The 20,480-nt window shown below is 52.6% G+C and carries 26 protein-coding genes; 5 read left to right on the plus strand and 21 right to left on the minus strand.

From position 1 onward, the window contains the following. Positions 1–4: 4 nt before the first annotated feature. A complete protein-coding gene (locus EKL02_RS10945; protein WP_128902082.1) occupies positions 5–388 on the minus strand; it encodes a hypothetical protein in 384 nt (127 codons plus the stop codon). A gap of 192 nt (positions 389–580) precedes the next feature. Between EKL02_RS10945 and ompR the strand changes: the two genes are divergently transcribed. Continuing rightward, positions 581–1,339: a two-component system response regulator OmpR gene (gene ompR / locus EKL02_RS10950; RefSeq protein WP_128902083.1), complete on the plus strand. Its 759-nt coding sequence runs from the start codon at positions 581–583 to the stop codon at positions 1,337–1,339. 6 nt (positions 1,340–1,345) lie between these two features. Beyond that, positions 1,346–2,692, plus strand: coding sequence for a sensor histidine kinase (locus tag EKL02_RS10955; protein ID WP_128902084.1), 1,347 nt, complete (start codon positions 1,346–1,348; stop codon positions 2,690–2,692). Positions 2,693–2,697: 5 nt separating this feature from the next. Here EKL02_RS10955 and EKL02_RS10960 read toward each other — a convergent pair whose 3' ends face one another. After that, positions 2,698–2,994 (minus strand): encapsulin-associated ferritin-like protein, encoded by a 297-nt coding sequence (locus tag EKL02_RS10960; RefSeq protein ID WP_128902085.1) that lies wholly within the window; start codon positions 2,992–2,994, stop codon positions 2,698–2,700. A 131-nt stretch (positions 2,995–3,125) separates the two neighbouring features. On the opposite strand from EKL02_RS10960, the gene yqhD reads away from it, so the two are divergent. The 3 genes from yqhD (at position 3,126) to EKL02_RS10975 (ending at position 5,292) form a co-directional block, all read left to right on the plus strand. Continuing rightward, complete coding sequence (gene yqhD, locus EKL02_RS10965) at positions 3,126–4,283, plus strand: alcohol dehydrogenase (protein ID WP_128902086.1); 1,158 nt, start codon at positions 3,126–3,128, stop codon at positions 4,281–4,283. A gap of 93 nt (positions 4,284–4,376) precedes the next feature. Continuing rightward, entirely contained in the window at positions 4,377–4,823 is a 447-nt protein-coding gene (locus EKL02_RS10970) for a host attachment protein (protein WP_128902087.1), read from the plus strand. A gap of 277 nt (positions 4,824–5,100) precedes the next feature. After that, the gene (locus EKL02_RS10975; protein ID WP_128902088.1) at positions 5,101–5,292 is read left to right on the plus strand and encodes a hypothetical protein; all 192 of its coding nucleotides are present in this window, start codon (positions 5,101–5,103) and stop codon (positions 5,290–5,292) included. 65 nt (positions 5,293–5,357) lie between these two features. Here EKL02_RS10975 and EKL02_RS10980 read toward each other — a convergent pair whose 3' ends face one another. From EKL02_RS10980 to ispD, 19 genes are all read right to left on the minus strand, one after another. Continuing rightward, on the minus strand, positions 5,358–6,275 hold the full coding sequence (locus EKL02_RS10980) for a methyltransferase domain-containing protein (protein ID WP_128902089.1): 918 nt from the start codon (positions 6,273–6,275) through the stop codon (positions 5,358–5,360). Between the two features lie 209 nt (positions 6,276–6,484). After that, a complete protein-coding gene (locus EKL02_RS10985; protein ID WP_128902090.1) occupies positions 6,485–6,736 on the minus strand; it encodes a hypothetical protein in 252 nt (83 codons plus the stop codon). Between the two features lie 95 nt (positions 6,737–6,831). After that, positions 6,832–7,236 (minus strand): MAPEG family protein, encoded by a 405-nt coding sequence (locus tag EKL02_RS10990; RefSeq protein WP_128902091.1) that lies wholly within the window; start codon positions 7,234–7,236, stop codon positions 6,832–6,834. Between the two features lie 24 nt (positions 7,237–7,260). Next, a complete protein-coding gene (locus tag EKL02_RS10995) occupies positions 7,261–7,548 on the minus strand; it encodes a hypothetical protein (RefSeq protein WP_128902092.1) in 288 nt (95 codons plus the stop codon). 129 nt (positions 7,549–7,677) lie between these two features. Beyond that, positions 7,678–8,013 carry a hypothetical protein gene (locus tag EKL02_RS11000; RefSeq protein WP_128902093.1) on the minus strand — a complete coding sequence of 112 codons (336 nt, stop codon included), beginning with the start codon at positions 8,011–8,013 and terminating at the stop codon, positions 7,678–7,680. A gap of 521 nt (positions 8,014–8,534) precedes the next feature. Further along, positions 8,535–9,017 (minus strand): hypothetical protein, encoded by a 483-nt coding sequence (locus tag EKL02_RS11005; protein WP_164932013.1) that lies wholly within the window; start codon positions 9,015–9,017, stop codon positions 8,535–8,537. A gap of 103 nt (positions 9,018–9,120) precedes the next feature. Then, a complete protein-coding gene (locus EKL02_RS18360; protein ID WP_206732379.1) occupies positions 9,121–9,927 on the minus strand; it encodes a hypothetical protein in 807 nt (268 codons plus the stop codon). Positions 9,928–10,055: 128 nt separating this feature from the next. After that, entirely contained in the window at positions 10,056–10,496 is a 441-nt protein-coding gene (locus EKL02_RS11020) for a hypothetical protein (protein ID WP_128902097.1), read from the minus strand. Positions 10,497–10,582: 86 nt separating this feature from the next. Beyond that, the gene (locus tag EKL02_RS11025; protein ID WP_128902098.1) at positions 10,583–11,317 is read right to left on the minus strand and encodes a hypothetical protein; all 735 of its coding nucleotides are present in this window, start codon (positions 11,315–11,317) and stop codon (positions 10,583–10,585) included. Between the two features lie 103 nt (positions 11,318–11,420). Beyond that, positions 11,421–11,888, minus strand: a complete 468-nt coding sequence (locus EKL02_RS11030; RefSeq protein WP_128902099.1) for a hypothetical protein — start codon at positions 11,886–11,888, stop codon at positions 11,421–11,423. A 123-nt stretch (positions 11,889–12,011) separates the two neighbouring features. Beyond that, entirely contained in the window at positions 12,012–12,515 is a 504-nt protein-coding gene (locus EKL02_RS11035) for a hypothetical protein (protein ID WP_128902100.1), read from the minus strand. A gap of 21 nt (positions 12,516–12,536) precedes the next feature. After that, complete coding sequence (locus EKL02_RS11040; protein ID WP_128902101.1) at positions 12,537–12,989, minus strand: hypothetical protein; 453 nt, start codon at positions 12,987–12,989, stop codon at positions 12,537–12,539. Positions 12,990–13,471: 482 nt separating this feature from the next. Then, entirely contained in the window at positions 13,472–14,086 is a 615-nt protein-coding gene (locus EKL02_RS11045; RefSeq protein ID WP_128902102.1) for a transglycosylase domain-containing protein, read from the minus strand. Between the two features lie 158 nt (positions 14,087–14,244). Continuing rightward, the gene (locus tag EKL02_RS11050) at positions 14,245–14,982 is read right to left on the minus strand and encodes a hypothetical protein (RefSeq protein ID WP_128902103.1); all 738 of its coding nucleotides are present in this window, start codon (positions 14,980–14,982) and stop codon (positions 14,245–14,247) included. Positions 14,983–15,052: 70 nt separating this feature from the next. Continuing rightward, positions 15,053–15,907 carry an IS3 family transposase gene (locus EKL02_RS11055; RefSeq protein WP_241687693.1) on the minus strand — a complete coding sequence of 285 codons (855 nt, stop codon included), beginning with the start codon at positions 15,905–15,907 and terminating at the stop codon, positions 15,053–15,055. A gap of 11 nt (positions 15,908–15,918) precedes the next feature. Continuing rightward, on the minus strand, positions 15,919–16,242 hold the full coding sequence (locus EKL02_RS11060; protein WP_206732380.1) for a transposase: 324 nt from the start codon (positions 16,240–16,242) through the stop codon (positions 15,919–15,921). Positions 16,243–18,310: 2,068 nt separating this feature from the next. Beyond that, positions 18,311–18,646: a cupin domain-containing protein gene (locus EKL02_RS11070; protein WP_128900847.1), complete on the minus strand. Its 336-nt coding sequence runs from the start codon at positions 18,644–18,646 to the stop codon at positions 18,311–18,313. A 555-nt stretch (positions 18,647–19,201) separates the two neighbouring features. Then, a complete protein-coding gene (gene ispF / locus EKL02_RS11075) occupies positions 19,202–19,714 on the minus strand; it encodes a 2-C-methyl-D-erythritol 2,4-cyclodiphosphate synthase (protein ID WP_128902106.1) in 513 nt (170 codons plus the stop codon). Then, a complete protein-coding gene (ispD, locus tag EKL02_RS11080; protein WP_128902107.1) occupies positions 19,711–20,409 on the minus strand; it encodes a 2-C-methyl-D-erythritol 4-phosphate cytidylyltransferase in 699 nt (232 codons plus the stop codon). Before ispD ends, ispF begins: the two co-directional genes overlap by 4 nt. Between the last annotated feature and the right edge of the window lie 71 nt (positions 20,410–20,480).

Raw genomic sequence — 20,480 nt, forward strand, 5'->3', positions numbered from 1 at the left:
CAAATCAACGTCCCCGGGGGGCATAGATGTTGCGCCCTGCCTCATCGATCTGGCGGCGCAGTTCGCGACGTTCCTCCGGCGACATCCGCCCGCCGCGCCGTCCGTCATCCTGCGGCGCTTGCCAGTAACCGCCTTGTTGCGGCGGGCCATTGCGGAACTGGTCGTTATCCCGGCCGCCCCGGCCATCCTGGCCGCCACCGCCGCCACGGCGATCATACTGTTGCTGATCATCATTTCCACGACGCGCCTGCGAGGCTTGTGCCCATTCCATCTGGCGCTCAAGAGCGGTTCCGCCACCCTGCCAGTCATGGACAGTACGCGCAAACGCGCCCGTCATGCCTAACGTCAGCAACGCGACCACGCCCAATTTTCCGAGTGCCAATTTCATAAAATTTCTTTCCAAAAACTCCGCGCAAGCTCAAACTGCCGGCAGGCACCCCGCGGGGCCCTACCATCCATGAAGCAAGTGTATGCCGCTTCCCGCGCCACTATAAGAAGGTGTTTGGTAAAGTGTGTAACACTTTGTAATGCATGGGCGCACATCTATTGCTAAACAGAATACTGACGGTACCATAGCAGCATGAATACGACAAATTCCACTGCCAACGCAAATCCCGCCACGCCGCAAGCCAGGGTGCTGGTGGTCGATGACGACCTGCGCCTGCGCGACTTGTTGCGCCGTTACCTGACGGAACAGGGTTTTCACGTCGTCACCGCGGAAAATGCCCAGGCCATGAACAAGCTGTGGCTGCGCGAGCGCTACGACATGCTGATCCTCGACCTCATGCTGCCCGGCGAAGATGGCCTTTCCATCTGCCGGCGCCTGCGCGGCGCCGGCGACCAGACGCCGATCATCATGTTAACGGCCAAAAGCGAGGACGTCGACCGCATCGTCGGCCTTGAAATGGGCGCCGACGACTACCTTCCCAAGCCTTTCAACCCGCGCGAACTGGTGGCCCGCATCAATGCCGTCCTGCGCCGCAAGGGCTCGGAAGAAGCGCCGGGTGCGCCCTCGGAAAAACCGCAGGTCTTCGAGTTCGGCGATTTCGTGCTCGACCTGGGCACGCGCACCCTCAAGAAGAATGGCGCATCCGTATCCCTGACGACGGGAGAATTTTCGGTGCTGAAGGTATTCGCCCGCCATGCACGCCAGCCGCTCTCGCGCGAAAAACTGATGGAACTGGCGCGCGGCCGCGAGTACGAGGTATTCGACCGCAGCCTGGATGTGCAGATCTCGCGCCTGCGCAAGCTGATCGAACCGGACCCCTCCAATCCGCTGTACATCCAGACGGTCTGGGGGCTGGGCTATGTGTTCATTCCCGAAGGCCAGCCGCGCTAGACCATAATGTCCCTGCTTGCCAAGCGACTGTCCTGGCTGAAAAGCGGCCTGTTCTGGCGCACCTTCATCCTGCTTGCACTGCTGATCACGGTCAGCATGGCCGCCTGGGTATGGGGCGTGCGCTCGGTCGAGCGTGCTCCTCGCGCGCGCCAGATCGCCGCACAAGTGGTTTCCATCGTCACCATTACGCGCGCGGCCCTGGCACACTCGGCCCCTGAGCTGCGGCGCGAACTGCTGTTCGACCTGGCCAGCAATGAAGGCATCCGCGTCTATCCGCTGGAAGACAGCGATATTGTCGAGCCCTTGAGCGGCGGCAGCCTTGCGCCCCTGGTGCAGGAACAGGTGCGCGCCAAGTTCGGCCCGACCACGCGCTTTGCCAGGAGCGTCAATGAGGTGGATGGATTCTGGATCAGCTTTGACATCGCCGGCGACGACTACTGGCTGATGCTCGATCGCGCCCGCATCGACCGTTCCTCCGGCGTGCAATGGCTTGGCTGGGGCACCGTCACTCTCGCGCTGGCACTGGCCGGCGCCCTGTTCATATCCGGCTTCGTCAACCTGCCGCTGGCGCGCCTGACTGCCGCCACGCGTGCGGTTGCCCGTGGCCAGAAGCCTGAAACACTGCCGGAAAAAGGTCCGCGCGAAATCCGCGAAGCCAACCGCAGCTTCAACCAGATGGTCAATGACCTCGACCGCATCGAATCCGACCGCGCCCTGATCCTCGCCGGCATTTCTCACGACTTGCGCACGCCGATCGCGCGCATGCTGCTCGAAGTGGAAATGGCCAGTCTCGACAGCGACGCCCGCGCCGGCATGCAAGCCGACCTCGGGCAAATGGACGCCATCATCGGCCAGTTCCTCGATTACGCCCGGCCGGACGACCCGGCCGCCATGCGCACGACAGACCTGTCGGCGCTGCTGCAGGAAATTGCCCGCGACGCGGCGCGGATGCAAGATGTCGACATCGTGCCGCACATCGACCCGGGCATTTCCGTCAAGTGCCAGCCCATCGACCTCAAACGCGCCGTCAACAACCTGATCGAGAATGCCCGCCGCTACGCCCGCATCGACGAGGCTTCCAGGGTCACCATCGAGCTTGTTTGCAGGCGCGAAAACGGCCAGGCAATCATTGAAGTGGCCGACGACGGCCCGGGCGTTCCGGCACAGGAAATCGAGCGCATGCTGCGTCCCTTCACCCGGCTCGATACGGCGCGCAGCCAGGCCAATGGCGCCGGACTGGGGCTGGCAATTGTCGAGCGCCTGGTCAAGCGGCACCACGGCACGCTCCAGGTCAGCAACCGCGACATCCACGGCTTGTCGGTGCGCATCACGCTGCCGCTGTCAGTGGCTTGAGTCCGCTAATTTTCATGCTGGCCGGCGATGGGCCCATCCTTGAATAACACCTCGCGCAACTGGTGATCGAATTTGCCGTCGCGGCGGCGGATCCACTCCAGCACCATGGCGGCATGCTCCTTTTCCTCGTCGCGGTTATGCTCCAGGATGCGCCGCAATTCCGGGTCGGCGCAGGCATCCATGCGCTGGTTGTACCAGTCCACCGCTTCCAGCTCTTCCATGAGGGAAACGATGGCGCGGTGCATGTCCTTCGTCTCATCCGACAATTGATCGCTTGCTTCGTGAAACCCTTCACTGGCCATGCTTGCTCCTTGCTTGAATCGGTCCTGTGCAAAAACGCATCTTTAAGGTTATCTTATGTTACCCATACCGTAAGAAGGCCCCGCTTTGCTCAAAGACTGGGCGTAATTTTTAACATTAACAAGAACCATCCATGCTCAATTTCGACTTCCACAATCCCACTCGCATCCTGTTTGGCAAGGGCCGCATCGCCGACCTCGCCAAGGCCGTGCCGGCAACGGCGCGTGTGCTGATTCTTTACGGGGGCGGCAGCGTCAGGAGCAATGGCGTGCTCGCGCAGGTGCAGGCTGCCCTGCAAGGCCGTGTGGTGCAGGAATTTGGCGGCATCGAACCCAACCCGACCTATGAGACCCTGATGCAGGCAGTCGAACAGGTACGCCGCGAAAAGCTGGATTTCCTGCTGGCCGTCGGCGGCGGCTCGGTCATCGATGGTACCAAGTTCGTCGCCGCTGCCGTCAATTTTGAAGACGATCCCTGGAAAATCATGGAAAAAAGGGGTGGCAACGTCATCAGCGCCCTGCCCTTCGGCAGCGTGCTGACCTTGCCGGCGACCGGCTCGGAAATGAACAATGGCGGCGTCATCACGCGCAAGGCGCTGAAGGCGAAGATGCCTTTTTCCAGCAAATACGTGTTTCCGCAGTTTTCCGTGCTCGACCCCACCACCACCTTTACCCTGCCGCCACGGCAAGTCGGCAATGGCGTGGTCGATGCGTTTGTGCATGTCATGGAACAATACCTGACCTATCCAGCCAATGCGCCGTTGCAAGACCGCTTTGCCGAAGGCCTTTTGCAAACCCTGATCGAGGAAGGCCCGAAGGCGCTGGCAGAACCCCTGGACTATGACGTACGTGCAAACATCATGTGGTGTGCGACGCTGGCCCTGAACGGGCTGGTCGGCGCGGGCGTCCCGCAAGACTGGGCGACCCACATGGTCGGGCACGAACTCACGGCCCTGCATGGCCTCGACCATGCCCAGACCCTCGCCATCATCCTGCCGAGCATGCTGGCAGTACGCAAGGAAGCCAAGCGCGCCAAGTTGCTGCAATACGCCAGCCGCATCTGGAACATTAGCGAAGGCGACGACAACCAGCGCATCGAAGCCGCCATCGGCAAAACCCGCACCTTCTTCGAACACATGGGCGTCAAGACGCGCCTGTCCGACTATGGCCTGAATGCAACCCATATCGATCCGCTCCTGGCGCAGCTCGAAGCGCACCGCATGGTTACTCTGGGCGAACATCGCGATGTCACGGTGGCGATCAGCCGGGAAGTGCTCGAAGCAAGCCTCTAGGCAGCCATGGTGCGGGGTTTGCGGCAGGTTTGTGCCGAACGAAAGTGCGGCACATCAGTCCAATTGTGACAACATTTTCATCGGGACAGAACCATGCAAACCACTTGGATACTGGCTGCCGACAGCAGCCGCGTGCGCATTTTTCAGGAACTGGACGTGGAACACCACCTCCAGGAAGTGCAGGACTTCGCCAACCCCGCCGGCCACGCGCAAGACAAGGAAATCCTGACCGGCAAGCCGGAACGGCGCAACCTGTCCAAGGGAGCGCTCGGCGGCACGCACGATGGGCAAGCTGAAACCTTGCCGGTGGAGCATGAAAACGCCGTGTTTTCCAAAGAAATCGGCGACTACCTCGAACAGGCCCGCAACGAGCATCGCTTCGATCGCCTGTGCGTCATCTCCGCCCCCAAGTTCCTGGGCCTGCTGCGCCAGAACCTCAGCAAGGAATCGCAAAAACTTGTTGCACAAGAGATCGACAAGAATATCGCGTCCTGGGACAAAACCGACATCGAGCGATTCGTGCAGGACTGGCGGCACTGACACCGCCAAGCCAACTGTTCGAAATGCAGCACGGCAGCGCAAGAAATGCGCTGCCGTGCTGCGTTTTCAACAGCGTACTTTACAGTCCTTGCTGGCTGGCCAACCTAGGCATCTTGAATCCATTCAAGAAAAAATAATTTAAAAAATCTTGTCTCAGGATTCAACCAAATCATTTCTTCGCGCGTTAGTAGGAGTAATGCAATTTGCAACCGGAAGGCAACCAACCCGGGGGGGCCCGTGCCGGATTGCATGCGAGCTTTAATTTGGAGGAAGAGTCATGACTAAACTGCCCCATGTTTCATTCAAGCGCTGGAAACAGGAACTTGAACGTTATTATCCCAAGCTCAGTATTCATACCGACCGCTACGGCGCGGTTGCGCTCGACATGAGCAATCCATTGCCTGGACGCGTAGGCCAGTGGATCCGCGAAATCGGCGGATCGTTTGACAAGCCAAAAGCGTGTAATTAAAGACAACTTTTGATTTTCCCTTGCTGGCTAGCAACTCCAGCAAGGGCTATCTCCCCAAACGCCTTTCAGGCACAGGCGTAGGCTGGAAGATCCGTTTCGATTCGTGCCCCGGAATGTTGTACCTGCATCGCATTTTGCAACGATGCGATTGAATTGCCGGCACGATACTGAAAACTGACACGCACTTCATCGCCCGCCCACACCCGCAGCGGCTTCGCCAGTGGCAAGACCATGTAATGGTTAAGCCAATCGATTGTTGTCGATTCTTCAATCAAAACTGTCAGAATGTTTTTTGTGATGAACCGCAACGCATTCAAGGTGCCACTTCCCTCCATCCGAAAGCTGCCTTCCCAGCGAATCAAGGTATCGGTTGGCTGACTAAAATCCAGGATGCTGTAGACCGACGGCAACGCCATGTCGACGGTGCCAGGATGGAGCGTATGCGCCTGAAACTGCACGATTGGCGCGCAATAGCCCTCAAAATTATAGTCTTGCTGCAGGGGTTGCACCGCCATGACAACCGCTTCCGGAATAAACAGGGGCAATGGTCCGCCGAAGCGTTGCAGGTAGCGCTGCTTGAAAGCCTCGATCACTTCGACCTGTTTCTCGCGCAACATGGCAACGTGAATCATTTCGCAAATGACGACATCGACCGGTTCCGGCGGCAGGTACTCGAAGGCGTCGGCCTGCACCACTTCGACCTTGTGGCCATGAGGGTTCAGCGCGAGAAAGCGGCGCGCTTCCTTGACCAGGTCCGGATTGTATTCAACGCACCAAACCTTGCTGGCATTGGCTGCGGCAAACCAGGACAGTACGCCGGTACCGCCGCCAAGCTCGAGCACTTTCGCTCCCGGGCGCACGGCATGGCTGATCGCAGCCTTGAAGTTCTTCATCCGGTTATCATCCATGAGCATGTTATGGTGATAATGGACAGGAATGAATTGACCCAGATAACAGCTCTCGACTTCACGTTCGTTCAGCATGGACGGCTCCCCCTCGTATAAGATTGGCTCGCCGATTACCAATCCGCGAGACTGGATCCCATTATGGAGATTCTCCGGCCGGACAAAGCAGCAAGCTGCTAGGGTTTTCCCTGCCAGTTCTGCCGTGACACCGCAAACGCGGTCAAATCATATTGTTACCTCTTGGCGCCAAACACAAGGGCAGAAGCGGGGGCATTCTCGCGGCATGACTAGCGAAAGACTGCCGTTCCACATCGCGCAATTGCCGCTAAAATTGTTGCATCATAAATGTACAGTGCAGCAACCAGAGCGCCCAGCGAACCCGCCACGACGAAACATGCTTTCGCAACTCTGCGCTGCGCTTTTTCCGCATCCTTACTTTCGTCTACCAGGCGCCTGATGCGCGTTAATGCCGAAAAGCTGACAAGTTTATTGACGTGTGCTTGCCTCAGTGCGTTTTCTTCTGATGATGGCTCGTCCATATCGAATCCATGTTTAACAGCCAGGCGAACTGGCGATGCATGCGTGGGAATTGCAGAAAAATGGCAAGTCTTCTGGCCATTTGCAAGCGGGCAGGCTAGCGATGCTTGAGCGAGTTTATGACAATAATTGCCCAAAGACCAAGGACCGCCAAGAAATTGATTGTAAAAACAATGCCCCGCAGGCGAACATCGGCGGTCAGTATTTGAATGGCGCTATGTATCACCCGCCCGATCACAAAGATCCATGCCAGCAGGAGCGCGATGTCGTGCGTCGGCGTCTGAATCAGTATCAGGCAGGCGGCATAGAAAAAAAGCGGCCACTCAAACTGGTTTGAGAGATTCGCGCTGATGCGACGCTCAATGTGTACAAAAGGATTGCTGCCATCGGCAAGACGGCCGACACCCCAGATCGCAGGCGCTCGAGCTACAGTAAGCAGCACGTATAAAAAGGCAGCGAGGGTCACGTGTGCTGCCATGGCATAAATTAGTGGATGCGACATGAATGCCCTGATGGTAATAACCAGTTATAAATCAATTCCATCAACGTCTCCTTTGAGTGGTTTGCTCAACGCTCTTAAGCAAAGAGAAATCAGTCTAAATGGAAAATCAATAACGATATCCAAATAGTCGAAGAATGACGAAGACTCCTCGCCAGATTCATTTTTTGGCTTAGCGTAGTGCGCCAATGCAAAGGAGCCAATTGAGCCGATCAAAACAACTAAATCAAAGCCTGAAATAACAAGATCCACCAGTAAGTAAAAGCCGAGGCAGAGCAGAAACACTGCAATCAAATACCTTATCGAGTCGACCATTTTCTTCGTCTCATGAAGCGGATGTCAAAGGAATATCGATAGCGCCGCGCGAAGAGGCACGAGACACCTGCCGCGAAGCGGCATGTCTTTGGCGCGTGTCCGGGTTCAGCAACGAGTTGGGTGGCGTGTTTAACCCGCATGTTTTTGGACGTTGTAGGTTGCGGTGAAATCCGGATCAACCACCACTTCTCCGGTTGATCGAAGCTTATATTCCCCTGCTGCCGCACGATAGATTGAACGGGTATCAGGTGGAAGTGTAAATTCCTCCCCTAAGCGACTTCCCTCAAGTTCAAGAACAATTCCTTCATCCGTGCTGGCACTTAGTACCCTTCCATAAAACTGCTCTTGTTCGATGAAAGTGCCGTCAGCAGAAAAATAACTTGCTCCAACAAGCAAAATCTTTCCGACTAGGTCAGAGGCAATCGCCGTGTCCCAGATTTCCCGATGGTCGATCTCTTGACTCACTAAGCCTCCCAACGCCGAGCTAACAGGCGCGCGACATATGCCGCGAAGCGGCAAGCTTTTGTCGCGCGTCCGGGTTCAGCAACGAGTTAAGCAAATTTCGTTTCATTACACTGCCCACCTTGCTGCTAAGTTGTGAAGGGGAATGAGAAGCACGGCAATTGTCACGACTACGCCTACCAACCACGCGGAAGCCACTTGGTTCTGACGCGGCCCCTTGATACCCAAAACTAAGGCAGTAATGCCTGAGATGCCAAGTAGGCCAAGCAAAGCCCACCCAAGAATAAACTCAATTATGTCGGCAAGACCATATGGATCGCCTGGAGCAATGTACATACGCGAATAAAACACAGCACGAAACAAGAGGCCCAACGAAAAAAACGCCAAACAGGCCCCGATAAGTACACGTGAAATATTTACTCCACTGACCGTCATGGTTTTATAGGCTTAACGTCGAGGTGAGCGGGGAGCCGCCACCAGCTTAAAATAGTAAAAAGTCTTCATCGGCGACTCCGTTCGACCGTTTAGTTGGGCGTTTTACCCATCCACATTTGAATAAAATCTTCACGTTGCTTCTGAAGTGATGTCAACTCAGACCGCACGAAATCTACGGGAAGATGCGCGAGAGAAAAATCCAATTGATCATACGTTGGATCAACCAACAAAAACCAATCTATTCGAAAGTAAGTGAATTTTTTAGTGCATCTATCTTCTTTAAAAATAGAAAGTTCACAGATAAAACCGCCCCAAGTTTCACGGTGCTTAATGACAAGAGACTCATCGAAGAGCTTCCATTTTTCAACGCCGATAGAAATCCAAGCCTCTTCATTTGCAACGTAACTAGCAACGAGTACTGATCCTTCTCTAGGCGAACGAAGTAACTGTGCCATCCCCGAAAAATTACTACAATCTTTACGAGGGGAGGATAGTTTTACTCGAGAGAAGTGACCGGAATTTGGATCAAAGTCGAAATAACGGTCGTCGGATGTGTAGTCAGCTAGCTTCATTTTGGTTTGACGCACAACGCCGCGTTAACCAGCACGCGCCCTTTGCCGCGAAGCGGCAAGCTCTTGGGCGCGTGTCTGCGTTGAATAACAAGTTATACCAATTTTATTGCGTTAGAGCCGGAGGAAGCTGTATATGATGCTCAATTCCATTACGACCAATTTGATTAATTTGATCATTCAAGTCAGGGAATTGAGTAATGAAAAAATTCGTAATGGCATCAATAGTCTCAAAGCGAAAATTCACCAATGCCACCATATCATTTGCGAAAAAACCTGATTTGTACTCCGATTTGCTGAAATTTATGTAAAACCAAAGGTCACCTGAGCTTTGTGGCGGTGCCCGGAAAAATTTCTTTTCATTCGCAAAAGATATATTAAAACCTTGCCCTGATTTGTACACTTTCTCTGAAGTATCTCGAGCCAATCTGATACTTGCCGAATTTATGCTTACGTCTGCATGATAGATTCCGTTGTTCTTGAGTGAACAACTCACTCTCCACACCCATGGGTCAATATTTGAACCAGAGCAGTTGGCATTGATATTTGGGGTTAACGCTAATATTTGTTTGTGCGCGTCAATTGAAGCCTTTTTGAAATCAAGCTCCGTCTTTTGACTTTCAAGATTTAGCTTCTTTTTCTCTATCTCAATTTTTGGACTTTCAATGCCTTTATAGGTAATCCAGTATTGGGTGCCAATTGACGCCGCTGCACCAAAAATAGCCCCTACCATGGAGGCAATAATTGTCGGCGTCCAGATCGCTTTTGTAGACGTTGGCGTTGGCGTTGGCGTTGGCGTTGGCGTTGGCGTTGGCGTTGGCGTTGGCGTTGGCGTTGGCGCCGGCGCCGGCGCCGGCGTAAGTGTAGGCGCAGATGTAGTTGCTGGGGCTGGGGCAAGCGTGGTCGAGGACAATGGAATTTCCAATTTTTAGTTTATGGAATGGATTTTGAAGGTATAACGCCGAGCTAACAGGCCGCAACCCCGCCGCGAAGCGGCAGCCTTTGGTTGCGAGTCCGGGTTGAGCGACGAGTTAAATCTATTCACGCTTTGCATTTCACGCCAATGACTGTGTTGTACTGCCCCTCTGGCCATGACGTAGAACGCCAACGGTATGTGCCAGGTCCAATGAATCGAAGCTCCCATTCGGCCATTGCGGGTGGCAGATCACCAATATCCTTTCCATAGCTAATCACCAGCACGTTCGCTTCTGCTTTTAGGATAGATGCGGAGTACTGTGTAACTTCCTTTCCAGTACCAACTTTCCACTTTCTATCCAGCATAAAATTTAAAGACTTTTTATCATTACTGGCTTCAAAACGATGATGCAAGTTATCAGGGCGGCAGCCGAATTTATTGTCCGTGCTTTCAGCCCATTGTCCTTGGAGCAGTGCCCAATCAAAGTTTTGAGCGATCGTCGTCTGTGTCACGCACAGCAGCGCCAAAGCGAATAAAAAATTTCGTCCCATATTAGTAACGTTCATATTAGATTTAACGCCGCGTTAACCAGAACGCACCCTGTGCCGCGAAGCGGCAAGTTTTCGGGTACGTGTCTGGGTTGAACAACGAGTTAGCTTTTGTTCCCACTTGCAGCGAATGCTTCCTCAAAGCTCTTACCCTCGCTGATTTCTTTCAACAATTCGTAAAATTGACTTTGCGAATGTCCAAGCCTCCATGATCGCACCACTTCCTTGGACCAAGCGTAGTTGAACGTGACAGCGTCACCGCCTCCAGAATTAAACTGTGCTTGCCACCATAACTTTTCTTTGTTTGTGGGCGCGTTGCCCTTGAAATTTTCAAAGTCAAATGGCTTTCGGTAGTCGACTTGCATAGCAACGCCTTCTTCAAACCATGCTGGAATTTGCGTCATTCTTTTCCAGTAGCCTATCCGATGAAAAAGCTCGGCGTGCACCAATTCATGGGCGATTACATCGACATTGCGGCCTTGCGGGCCAACTACAACGTATGCCCCCCAAGGTTGGAAGTGGGAACTTCCAAATCCATTTCCATAACGCAGCATCTTGTCCGAATGACCGCCAATAATAATTGGCTGCGCAGAATATTCACCATACGCGTTTGAGATACGGCTTCTGGCCTCTTTATACGAACTAAGGAAATCGTCCTTATCGCCGGGTGGGCCACCAGGCTCAAGATAAATTCCAGGCGCAATCTCTCTAAAGTCCGAGAAGCGGATTAGTACTGACGCCAGCGCTTCTCGGCTTGTGACCACCGTGATGGTCAGCCAAGTAAACACTAAACCAAAAAATACAGCCGATATTTTTATCGAATTTTTTTTCGGGTGCATGGCCAATTCCAAGAAAGCTAACGCCACGCTAACAGGCACACAACATGTGCCGCGGAGCGGCAAGCTCTATGTTGTGTGTCCGGGTTGAGCAACGAGTTAGCTTTCATTTCGCCGCCTCGATCCGTAAATTCTTTTGATTGGCATTCCGAAGCACATATCGGTGAGCGCCAAGTGAAAATGTAAATGACGATGGTGACAGCCACTTTCCAAAGCGAAAGCCATTCTGATCCTTTGCCGCCGACCAATCAGTAAGATCGCCAAGGTTAAGCTCCGTTGCATTGACAACCGTTGTGCAACACCCCTCGTCACCATAAGTGAGAGTTTCAACTCTCAGGATAGGCGCATCGTAAGCTAATTCTGGCGACACAAGTACTACGCGAAGAAACTTACCGCGAACTTCCTCATCGCTAAAACCGTAAGCTTTTCCAACCGTTACGAATTCGATCCTGGGATATGCGGGTGACTCAACATCCGCATTTATCACGACCGCTTGTATCGGCCTACCAAATGCAAGCGCCGGTGTGAGGCACACCATGACTAGGAAAATTAGAATCTCGCGCATCATATTCATTGAAAGCTAACGCCGAGCTAACCAGCCCGCAACGTAGCCGCGAAGCGGCAGCTCTTGTTGCGAGTCTGGGTTGAGCGACGAGTTAAATATTTTTCCACCATATAGCCAGCTTCAAATTTTCAATTAATCACGCCAAATCTTTTCGACGAGGTCGCTTGTTTCAAGTGGACGTCCCGCACGCTGAGCGGCCGCCTGCCATTCAGATGGTGAGGGCGCCGTTTTAGCCGGCTCGGACCCACCCCATAATCCAAGCTTAATAGCGAAAACCACAGGCCCTTCGCGCACCGTCACAGGTTGAACCTTACGAATCTTTGCAACAACAGATTCTGAAACAGCGGCCGGAAGCTTCGGTTCAAAATCGAGCCATACGTTTGACTTCTGGCCTGGACGAACTGCAACAACAACGAATCCACTACTAATTGGTTTCATTTCGCTCTGTGCTATCGATCCACCAATTTCTCCCTCAATTGCTCGAATGTAGTTGGCTAACGCATCCACACTCGGGACACGCTTCTGTAGAACGAAATCCGGTTGAAGAAGTACGATACCAAACTTCCGTATCGGCTCTTGCGCGTATGCACAAAATGCACTTGTTACGAGAACTAGCAATAGGAGTATGCGAGTCATATTTGTATATTTAACGCCGAGCTAAAGGGCGGCACGGCTTTCGCCGTCCCGGTTGAGCGACGAGTTAGCTTTGCAGCGCATATAAATTGGCACGTCTTTTCGGATGACTTGAGATAGCGTTGCTGTTTTCCAGGTTCGCGCCGGGCCTTGACCAATCAAAAGCTCAGTTATTTCTATCTGCGCTTTCCCCGTCAAGCCGCAAAATTTTGTGTTATCTAATCTCTTAACTGCATCGTTTAAATTTAGCTGCTCCAATGCCTGTTCTTCGTTTGAAAATCCAATAAACCATTGCGAATTATTAGGGCGAAAATTTAGCTCCCCATCCTCATCAATAACGTACCTACCATTTATTCGAGTTCGCCCTTCGTATATCTTTTCTCCGTCGACTTCGCCAACAAACTTCATCTTGGCCGTAACATCGACCGCCCAAGCTGAACCGCAAAATAGGGCCGCGACAAAAATCACAAAGTTCAAGTTCATATGCAAGCTAACGCTTCATTGATGGGCCGGCGCCGCCGACCGTTCCGATACCGACTTGGCTTGCATTCCCGTTGAACTCTTTAACGCTATCATCGACGGTCCCGCTCCAATGAAATGTTATACCTAGGACAGGACTCAGCGTCCCGTCCACCAAGCTGCTTGCCAAACCTGCCTACCGCCAAACTGCCACTGGTTCAGGAGGCCCGCAACGTGCTCACTGCATCTCCTGCCAAAAACCGATAGCCTCGTATCGCTGCCAAGGCCGCAGGTCAGTAAAACCACGGCAGGATGGAGCTCGTCAAAACCGCAGGGCGAAAATTCCACAGCTAGACTTGCCTGCCAAGACAACCGCACGTGGCACACTGTCCGGGCCGCCGCAACGGGCTTAATCTTTAAAAACCAATTCCACTTCAAACCGAACGTGTCACTGATGCACCGATGACCGTAACTTGGTATTCAATCGGTATAACGCCGAGCTAACAGGCCCACAACAGGCGCCGCGAAGCGGCAACTTGTTGTTGTGGGTCCCGGTTGAGCGACGAGTTATGGGGCTTAATTTCTTCCAAAATCACTTCTATTCTTTTCTCAGAACGTTTGCTTCCAGGCGCAAATGCAGTCGGCGATTTAATTAGAGCGACCAGACCAGCCAATTCTCTTTGGGACATCTCTGTAATAGCCTTCCCATAATATTTCCGTGCCGCCTCTGGCAAACCTTTGTCGCAGCCGAGCAGCGCACAATTTGCCCATATCCCGAATATTTCTCGCTCGTCAAAATGAATATAGCTCACAAGCATCCAAAGCCATTCATTGATATGTCTTCTAACAGCTGGCACATTATTTCGAGATAAGACGGACCAGTACGCATCGCGTATTGCTCCTATGCGAATTCCCTTTTCTCCTTCAGCCGCTATAGCAAGCGGGTAAAGAGCTTCTTTTACGGGACGAACAATTTCTTGTCCGTACTTCGCTTGCGCCTTTAGCTCATTTAAATGTGGCAGGAAGAAAGCCACATACCAAGTTAGTAAGGCAATTATAGGAGTCACCGTAATGACTACTAGAACACCTAATATCCACTTACGCAAACGGATCATGACTCATAACGCCGAGCTAACCGGGCCGCAACACCGCCGCGAAGCGGCAGCCCTAGTTGCGGGTCCGAGTTCAGCGACGAGTTATGTGGTTAATAGCCATATGACGCTTATTTTTTGAGGATCCACATAAGGTGATTATTCTCTATCAAGCGTTTAAATTAATCAGTCTTTATTTCCTGCCCGTTTATCGAAATTGGCTTCGCAAGAAAACTTTGTTCGCACCAAGGCTTACCAATTTCAAACAGTTCTGCCTTAGTCGTAACTATAGGTTCGGACCAGGTCTTTCCACCATCCTCCGAAAATGCTTGATAGACAGCATCAACAATCACAGCATATTCATATCCCTCCAGCTTCCGCTGCAATGGCTGCTCCCAAACTAGGCGCGTATTTTTTGGCGCAAGTAGCGAAATTCCAGAAGTCCGTTTAATTCCTGCGTTCTGCAATTGCTTGCTCTGGGTCGGCGTAAGATCGTTACGCATACTTTGGATTTCTACTTGCAGTTTTTTCCAAGGAAAATCTTCCCGGTAAAACCAAGTCCCATCGTCCTTTAAGTAACTGGCTCCAATTATGGGATGCCCATTCACCAAGCCAAAATGAGAGCACACGCCTTTAAGGGCGTGAAGGTTAGCTTTGCTTGAATAGCGCACTGTCCTTGGAACTTCAATTGGGTCTTTTCCAGGGCGCCAATAAGTTGGTTCCCAATCCTTTCTATTCGACTCTCTTGAGGCATGACGTAACGGCAAAGGAACCAAAGAAAATTCATACGCCGAACGAAGAATGAATTTACTACCGTCGGATAACCCACATTCCAACACGTCATGCCTGGTTACAGCCGCACTAGCATTGCTAATGATGGATAACACACCAAGTAACACTGCTCGTAACGTAATGCTCATGCTATAGGCTCTTCAAATATTCAGGTCAAGGGTTGTACACTGATCCTACCCACAAAAAGTAGACAGTGAATTACGCATATTGCGCATAATAGTCTGCTTCATGTTGTCTTGGGCTTTTGTAGTTGTTGGCAGAATGCCGTCGCACACCATTGTAGAACAGCTCGATATATTCAAAAACGCTGGCATAGGCTTGCTCCTTGTTGCATGGTGGCTCCGCATAGATCGATTCGACCTTCAGACGTGCAAAGAACGCTTCCATGGCGGCATTGTCCCAGCAATTGCCCTTGCGGCTCATACTCGGGCGAATACCGTGGTCATATAGCAACCCCTGATATTCAGACGACCGGTATTGCACCCCTCGATCGGAATGCAGGATCAGTCCAGGCTTCACCTGGCGCCGCGTCACTGCCATGTTAAATGCTTTGCAAATCAGATCAGTGGTCATGGTGGCGTCCAGCGCCCAGCCGATTATCTGACGCGAGAACAAATCCATGATGACCGCCAGATACGCATATCCCTTATCCAGCTTGATGTAGGTGATATCCGACACCCACTTTTCGTTCGGTGCAGCGGCGCTAAAGTCGCGTTTCAGCAAATTGTCACTGACATAATTGATGGCATTGGCCGATGGGAAGAATTTAAAGTTCTTTCCATTGCGTGCCTTGAGACCTGACTCGGCCATCAGCCGGGCAATATGATTGACGCTGCAGGCGATGCCAGACTCCTTAAGTTCCACCGCAATACGCGGCGCTCCATAGCGCTTCTTGAAGCGATCAAAAGTATGAACGACGGCGGCATGGACATGGGCTCGTCGTACAGCCTGCTCGCTCGGCTCGCGATGTAGCCACTTGTAATAGCCAGATCGGCTCACGCCCATCCATCTGCACATCTTGTCCACCGCGTGGTGCTCGCGTTGCTCTTTCATGAAGGCGTACTTCATCGCTTTTGGTTCGAGAAGTACGCAGCCGCTTTTTTTAGGAAATCGCGCTCCTCCTTGAGGTCGGCAATTTCGCGTTTGAGCTTGCGCACCTCTTCGCTTTCCTCCTTCGAATAGTCAACGCCCTGCACGCTGTTGAACTGCTTATCCGACAGGCGCTTGTACTGCTGCCGCCAGTTATAGATCTGACCGGGATGAATACCCAGTTCTCGGGCAACCTCGACCGCAGAAGTGCCTGGATCATCCGAGCGCCGAACTGCCTCGCGCCGAAAGTCCTCGGTATAGTGGTTGTACTTGTTTTTTTGCTGTTTGTTTTTCGTCATAGGGACACCTCACTGGCTTATTTTATGAGATGTCTACTTTTCATGGGTAGGACGGACACATAACGCCACGCTAACAGGCACACAACATGTGCCGCGAAGCGGCAGCTCTATGTTGTGTGTCCGGGTTGAGCAACGAGTTGGGTGTCATTTCGCGTCATCGCTAGGTGTAACAATGATCGTGGCAGGGAAACCTTCTGCCTTTAAGACTCCAGTTTCACAGATTAGATGAAATTCACGAAGCCCATCTTTACGAAGGAGCGCATACCCTCCCGTCACAGCCTCCACAACACGCCCTCGGTTACGCCCACCCCGCGTAGGTAACTGAGCATCGCAGTTTGGACATAAATAGCGCAAATTTTCGGGGCGATTGTCTAGATTATTTCCATTCACATGATCGAGTATCACAGGAAGTGGAATGCTGTTCCACTCAAGTGCATGCAAATTAAAATGGCAATCAGGCATATCACACCGTGGTGGAATCCCCTGTTCCTTACGCCACTTGGCATAATAATTCCGCACAGTTGTACGAGTCGCCGGTACGGGCGAGTAGCGAAGCACCTGACTAGACGACTTCAGATTCATCTTCTTTTTAGATACTTGTGATGAAGTCATTTTGACACCCAACGTTACGCTAACAGGCACGCAACAGATGCCGCGGAGCGGCAGCCTGTTGTTGCGTGTCCGGGTTGAGCGCAATGTTATACCTTGCTCTGAACGCTGCGCCATACGCTTTTGCTGATATTGCCATGCAGACGACCTTTCAACTTACAAAGGACGGGAACGCCTGCAACATGTACCGAACTGCGCTCCACCTCTGGCCTTGCCCGCCAAGGCAAGTTACTGCGACACTGCAACCGGCCCAAAGGACCGCAACGAGCCCGCACGCCCGGTAACGCTATCGCAAGGCCTTGCTCGCCAAGCCAAGCGCACACTGCGCATAGACGGCCCTCGAAGCGTCAATATTTCACCGACTTGAAACCGACAACAACGTCGCCGGCTCAGAACACGGGCAGCAACCCCATAAAGGACGATGCCCGCCAAGCCTCCAGGCTGCAACCTTACCGTACGGCCATGCCTGTCAATTCATTCGTACATCGCGCGACCACCGAACCAAAGCAACGCGCCGCCACCTCATCAACTGCCTCACCGAAAAACCACACTGCGAATACGCCGCAGGATCTCGCCATCTATTCGGTATAACGCCGAACTGACCGGCATGCAGCAGGTGCCGCGAAGCGGCGAGCTCTATGCTGCATGTCCGGGTTGAGTGACGAGTTAAATGGCACGTTAACCGCAATCTAAAATTATTTTTCCATCAAATTTATTAATGCACATATATTCCCCTTTTCTTCTGAACGAATAGGAGGTGGGGCATAAAAATGAACTTGTTTTTAAAGTTCCGATTTCTGCCTCAGTTAGGTTGGATCTTATGAACCTATGAAGCTCAAATGATGTTTGGCAATTTAAGCATGCATGCACGACTATATAAGTAACACTTAATGCTGTAACGGATGACAGAAATAAAGAAATGAATACACCTCCACTTTTCCTGCAGTAGTGGTAGCTGAAGTAACCAATGCAAGCCAAAACAAAAATAGCGGCGACAGTGATCAGCATTCTGTATCCATTTAACGCCGAGCTGACCGGCACGCTTGCGTGCCCGGGTCCAGCGACAAGTTAAATTCATTCGTTGTAAACAACATAGCTACCCTTTACTTTTCCACCTTCGATCTCGGCAACACACTTGCTACTGCGCTCGAACTTGACTGTGACTAGGTCCGCCCCCGCAAACACGGCTAGTTTTTCCTTATTGGCGTTCGCCATTATTATTACATCCTGTACTCCTTGACCCTTTTCTACTTTCGAACAGAACGAGATGGCTTTGCGATGAAGGCTATTCAGCTGTTGATACTTCAATCCTTGGAACAAAATAAAAAGAAGAACTGTTGCTATACCTATGGTGAGCAAAACTTTCTTGAATCTCGTGGTCGACACATTCATTGAAATTTAACGCCGAACTAACAGGCGCCGCATAGCGGCGTCCGGGTTGAGTGACGAGTTAAAACTTTTATTCGCCACCATTTGGTCCCCAGAAAACTGCCCAAGTTGAAAAATCACTGCTGAAACTCTCAAACCTATGTACTGCGCCAGCTGGAACAAATACACAGTCACCGGTGGCAAGATGCGTCCGATTATCTTCGAGTACAAATTCCGAATTTCCCGCTACCACAAAGTACAGCTCATCTTGGTCGTGTGGCGCTTGAGGATCGTGGCCGGCTGGAGCATACAACTCAACTGTCATTGAGCCATGCGAAAGCGCCTGAACAAATCGCTCGCCGCCCGGCCATTTCTCGGACGCTGGCCCAGGAATCTTCTTCAGCAAGTCGGCAAAGCTGGCTTTCATAGTTTTAACTTTAATTAGGTGGAATCACGTGTCCGCATTTTCCAGCAAGTTGCTGCCTAACCCTGGACACCAAAACTGCGAAAACGCAGCATCCACGCGCATTCCAACGATTGGCTGTGTAAAAACACAGTACTAATTAAATACAAAAAACTGACAGCATTAAGTACGGCTGAAACTTGGCGTCCACCTAAACGGGCCAGGCGCCACCTAACCCATTGGGACGAAAGCGTGGAAACGCACTTCCCGCCGATGTTTCAACAAATAACTGTACGCAAAAACAGTACTAATAAAAAACAAAAAACGTCAGATTTCCGAACCACTGGCAATGATCCTAAGACTGAAATCCAGTTGAATTACGACAACGGCACGAACTCAAACGATAAATTAAACGCAACAATTGTTTCAAAATAACCAATTTCTATCTGCACTGCAAGTTTTCTACATTCGGAGGTGCAGCCCGTTGTTTAATTCTGACTTCAGGCAAAACTTATAAAAAAAGCGCGCTGTCCAGGCAGCCCTGGACAGCGCGCTTTCCATGGTGAGTGAAGCTTCGGTTTATTCTGGTCTGTAAATCAATGCAACCGCTTCTGCCGCGATGCCTTCCTCGCGCCCGAGATATCCCAATTTCTCATTGGTCTTGGCCTTGATATTCACTTGGGCCGGCAATACGCCCAGTTCCTCAGCCACATGCACGATCATTTGCGGAATATGCGGTGCCATCTTCGGCGCCTGCGCAATGATGGTGGCGTCGATGTTGCCAATGACATAGCCGGTCGCCCGCACGCGATGGCAGGCCTCGTGCAGCAGCACGCGCGAATCGGCGCCGGAAAATGCCGGGTCGGTATCCGGAAAATGACGGCCGATATCGCCCAGGCCGGCTGCGCCCAGGATGGCATCCGTGATGGCATGCAGCAGCACGTCGGCATCGGAATGTCCTAGCAGCCCTGTCTTGTGCGGGATAGTGACGCCGCCGATGATCAGCTTGCGTCCTTCAACCAGCGCATGGCAATCGTAGCCCTGGCCAATGCGAAACGGGGGGACGGGCGGGCGGTTCACGGGGGTATTCATGGCAATCCTTTCAGTAACAATTCAGCCAGTGCGATATCTTGCGGCAGCGTCACCTTGAAGTTGCGCACACTGCCCTCGACCAGGCGCGGCGCCAGGCCCGATGCCTCGATGGCACTGGCCTCGTCGGTAACTTCCTCTACTTCTTCCAGCGCCCGGCGCAACATGGCGTACCGGAACATTTGCGGCGTTTGCGCCCCCCAAAGGCCCGCCCGCGAAACCGTTGCCGCCACGCGGCCGGTCGTGTCGTCCCGTTTGAGGGTATCGACCACCGGCAGCGCCAGCAGGCCGCCCACGGGGTCGTCGCGCAATTCGGCAATCAGCTTGTCGATCAGCGCCACGGAAAGGCCTGGCCGCGCGGCATCGTGCACCAGGACCCAGTCCTGGTCATCAGCCTGTGCGCGGATGGCCTGCAAACCATTCAATACCGAAGCATGTCGCGTGGCGCCGCCGTTGAACAATACCGTCACGCGGCCAGCCAGCTGCGGGGCCGTTGCCATTACTGCTTCGATATAAGCATCGTCCTCGCTGACCACCAGAAAGCAATGGGCAATCGACGGCGCTGCTGCAAAGGTTTCCAGCACATGCAGCAGCATTGGCTTGCCGGCCAGCGGCAAGTATTGCTTGGGATAGCCGGCGCCGAGCCGGGCGCCAACGCCAGCGGCAGGAATCAGGGCGAAATAACGGGAAGATGCCATCAGGGCGGATCAGAAGTGTTTGGAAAGAAAACCGGGAGATGATACCAAAACGGGATCACAGTCCATCGTTT

The organism is Janthinobacterium sp. 17J80-10 (genome assembly GCF_004114795.1).
Classification (GTDB): Bacteria; Pseudomonadota; Gammaproteobacteria; order Burkholderiales; family Burkholderiaceae_D; genus Paucimonas.

Coding starts and splice junctions, on each gene's coding strand:
- EKL02_RS10945 (WP_128902082.1), bottom strand. CDS start 388: ATGAAATTGGCACTCGGAAAATTGGGCGTGGTCGCGTTGCTGACGTTA.
- ompR (WP_128902083.1), top strand. CDS start 581: ATGAATACGACAAATTCCACTGCCAACGCAAATCCCGCCACGCCGCAA.
- EKL02_RS10955 (WP_128902084.1), top strand. CDS start 1,346: ATGTCCCTGCTTGCCAAGCGACTGTCCTGGCTGAAAAGCGGCCTGTTC.
- EKL02_RS10960 (WP_128902085.1), bottom strand. CDS start 2,994: ATGGCCAGTGAAGGGTTTCACGAAGCAAGCGATCAATTGTCGGATGAG.
- yqhD (WP_128902086.1), top strand. CDS start 3,126: ATGCTCAATTTCGACTTCCACAATCCCACTCGCATCCTGTTTGGCAAG.
- EKL02_RS10970 (WP_128902087.1), top strand. CDS start 4,377: ATGCAAACCACTTGGATACTGGCTGCCGACAGCAGCCGCGTGCGCATT.
- EKL02_RS10975 (WP_128902088.1), top strand. CDS start 5,101: ATGACTAAACTGCCCCATGTTTCATTCAAGCGCTGGAAACAGGAACTT.
- EKL02_RS10980 (WP_128902089.1), bottom strand. CDS start 6,275: ATGCTGAACGAACGTGAAGTCGAGAGCTGTTATCTGGGTCAATTCATT.
- EKL02_RS10985 (WP_128902090.1), bottom strand. CDS start 6,736: ATGGACGAGCCATCATCAGAAGAAAACGCACTGAGGCAAGCACACGTC.
- EKL02_RS10990 (WP_128902091.1), bottom strand. CDS start 7,236: ATGTCGCATCCACTAATTTATGCCATGGCAGCACACGTGACCCTCGCT.
- EKL02_RS10995 (WP_128902092.1), bottom strand. CDS start 7,548: ATGGTCGACTCGATAAGGTATTTGATTGCAGTGTTTCTGCTCTGCCTC.
- EKL02_RS11005 (WP_164932013.1), bottom strand. CDS start 9,017: ATGAAGCTAGCTGACTACACATCCGACGACCGTTATTTCGACTTTGAT.
- EKL02_RS11020 (WP_128902097.1), bottom strand. CDS start 10,496: ATGAACGTTACTAATATGGGACGAAATTTTTTATTCGCTTTGGCGCTG.
- EKL02_RS11025 (WP_128902098.1), bottom strand. CDS start 11,317: ATGCACCCGAAAAAAAATTCGATAAAAATATCGGCTGTATTTTTTGGT.
- EKL02_RS11030 (WP_128902099.1), bottom strand. CDS start 11,888: ATGAATATGATGCGCGAGATTCTAATTTTCCTAGTCATGGTGTGCCTC.
- EKL02_RS11035 (WP_128902100.1), bottom strand. CDS start 12,515: ATGACTCGCATACTCCTATTGCTAGTTCTCGTAACAAGTGCATTTTGT.
- EKL02_RS11045 (WP_128902102.1), bottom strand. CDS start 14,086: ATGATCCGTTTGCGTAAGTGGATATTAGGTGTTCTAGTAGTCATTACG.
- EKL02_RS11050 (WP_128902103.1), bottom strand. CDS start 14,982: ATGAGCATTACGTTACGAGCAGTGTTACTTGGTGTGTTATCCATCATT.
- EKL02_RS11055 (WP_241687693.1), bottom strand. CDS start 15,907: ATGAAAGAGCAACGCGAGCACCACGCGGTGGACAAGATGTGCAGATGG.
- EKL02_RS11060 (WP_206732380.1), bottom strand. CDS start 16,242: ATGACGAAAAACAAACAGCAAAAAAACAAGTACAACCACTATACCGAG.
- EKL02_RS11070 (WP_128900847.1), bottom strand. CDS start 18,646: ATGAAAGCCAGCTTTGCCGACTTGCTGAAGAAGATTCCTGGGCCAGCG.
- ispF (WP_128902106.1), bottom strand. CDS start 19,714: ATGAATACCCCCGTGAACCGCCCGCCCGTCCCCCCGTTTCGCATTGGC.
- ispD (WP_128902107.1), bottom strand. CDS start 20,409: ATGGCATCTTCCCGTTATTTCGCCCTGATTCCTGCCGCTGGCGTTGGC.